The organism is Pseudomonas sp., assembly GCF_035277045.1.
Lineage (GTDB): Bacteria > Pseudomonadota > Gammaproteobacteria > Pseudomonadales > Pseudomonadaceae > Aquipseudomonas.
Genome location: NZ_DATELE010000034.1, coordinates 1 through 2287 on the forward strand (window position 1 = coordinate 1; position 2287 = coordinate 2287).

A 2287-nucleotide genomic window follows, 5' to 3' on the forward strand; every position below is an offset into this window, starting at 1 on the left:
TAGGTCTGCCGGGTGCGCTCGATCACAGGTTCAGTGAAGGTGGCCTCGTGCACCAGTACATCCGTGCCAGCCATGGCCTCCGCCAGCAACTGTGGGGTGTCGTTGTCGCCGCAGACGATCACCCGCCGCGCGGGGCGGGTGGGGCGCAGGTAGTCGCGGGACTGGAGCATGCGGCCCGCGTGTTCCACGGCATGCCCCCGGGCCAGCTCGCCCCAGAGCGGTCCGCGGGGAACGCCTTCGGCGTCCAGGCGCTCCACATCAAGCCGGGGATCGGGATTGATCTCGCTGAACACGTAGCCATGGCAGGGCACCCGGTGCGACAGGCGCACCGTCTCCACCTGGATATGCCGGCTGCTCCAGCCTTCCAGCGTCTCGACCGCGTGCAGGCGCAGCTCATAGGGCAGGTAGCAATCACTCACCGATAGGCTCAGACGCACCCAGTCGTGCAGCGCGGCGGGGAGCACCAGGTCGAGCGGTTCGGTACGCCCACTGACGCCGGCGCTGGCCAGCAGGCCGGGCAACCCGAAACAGTGGTCGCCGTGCACATGGGTGATGAACACGCAGCGCAAGTCGCGCAGCGACAACGAGGTGCGCAACAGCTGGTGCTGGGTGGCCTCGCCGCAATCGACCAGGTACCAGTCCTTGCCGGACGCTTCGATCACCGCGGTGGCGCTGACATTGCGGGCCTTGGTGGGCACCCCGGCGCTGGTGCCCAGAAACTGCAGGTCCATCGTTTGACTCCTCTACCGATCAACCGCCACCGACCACCATGGAGGTGAACGGCGCGACGTATGCCTGGAGGGTGACCAGGCCACCGACCAGGATCGCCAGTATGATCGAATGGAAGAACACATAGCGCAGGATCTCTCCTTCATGTCCGTACCAGCGGGTGGCCGTCGAGGCTACCACGATGGATTGCGCATCGACCATCTTGCCCATCACGCCGCCGGAACTGTTGGCCGCCGCCATCAGCACGGGGCTCAGGCCCAGCTGCTCCGCCGTCACCCGCTGCAGGCCGCCGAACAGCACGTTCGACGCCGTGTCCGAGCCTGTCAGCGCCACCCCGAGCCAGCCGAGCAAGGTCCCGAACATCGGGTAGAAGATCCCCGTGGCCGCGAAAGCCAGGCCCATGGTTGCGTCCAGCCCCGAATAGCGCGTGAGAAAGCCCAGCGCCAGCATCGCGACGATGGTGATCAATGAGTAGCGCACCACCCAGATCGTGCGCAGGTACTGGCGGATCAGTCCCATCACCGAATAGCCCATCAGCAGGCCGCCCAGGACCGCTGCCAGCAGGATCCCGCTGCCGGTGGCAGTCAGCCAGGTAAACCGGTATAGCGCGTCCTCCTTCTTGGGCGTGGCCACCACCGGCGGCACTTTTTCGATGTGCTGGTGGATGGTGTCGAACGTGAGGACCGGCGCGAACACCGGGTTGGCCTCGCGCAGCGGCTTGCCTTGCGGGTCGAGCAGGGCGGCGCCGGTGGCGGGGTCGACGGCCTGGCGCGTGTCGAACTGGTTCTTGAAGCTGGCCGTGCCCCAGATGAACACGAAGACGGTAAGGATGATCCATGGCATCCAGGCGCGCAGCACGGTGCGCCGGTCGGTCTGGGAAAAGGCCAGATTGCCCGGCTGCTCGTCAGGGTCGGGGTCGACCTTGGAGTTGTCCACCCGCCCGGTGAGCGCGGCGGAGGTATGCACCGTCGCCGGTTTCCAGACCCGCAGGAACCCGGTCAGGCACGCCATGGAGATCAGCGCGGCGATCACGTCCACCAGCATCGGCCCGTGGAAGTTGGAAACCAAAAACTGGGGGATGGCAAAGCTGACCCCCGCTACCATGATGGCGGGCCATACCTCGACCATCTTGCGCCAGCCGGCGAAGGCCCAGATCAGCCAGAAGGGCACGATCACCGAGAAGAACGGCAGTTGCCGGCCGACCATCGCCGACAGCTCCATCTCGTCCAGCCCGGTGACCTTCGCCAGGGTAATGATTGGCGTGCCCAGCGCGCCGAAGGCCACCGGCGCGGTATTGGCGATCAACGCAAGGCCCGAGGCTGCCAGGGGCGAGAATCCAAGGCCGATGAGAATGGCCCCGGTGACCGCCACCGGGGTGCCGAACCCCGCCGCGCCCTCGAAGAACGCGCCAAAGCAGAACGCGATGAGGATCAGCTGCAACCGGCGATCGTTGGTGATGCCGCCGATGCTGTCCTGCAAGACCTTGAACAGGCCGACCTGCAGGGTCATGCGATACAGGAAAATCAGGTTGAAGATGATCCAGCAGATCGTCGAGGCA

At 65.9% G+C, this 2287-nt stretch carries 2 protein-coding genes; both read right to left on the reverse strand.

All coding sequences use genetic code 11. The features are described 5' to 3' along the window. Nucleotides 1-731: MBL fold metallo-hydrolase (locus VJS90_RS01925; protein WP_324118549.1), on the reverse strand; the 731-nt coding region annotated here is incomplete at its 3' end. Nucleotides 732-750: 19 nt separating this feature from the next. After that, on the reverse strand, nt 751-2287 hold a 1537-nt coding region (locus tag VJS90_RS01930), incomplete at its 5' end, for an L-lactate permease (RefSeq protein WP_324118551.1).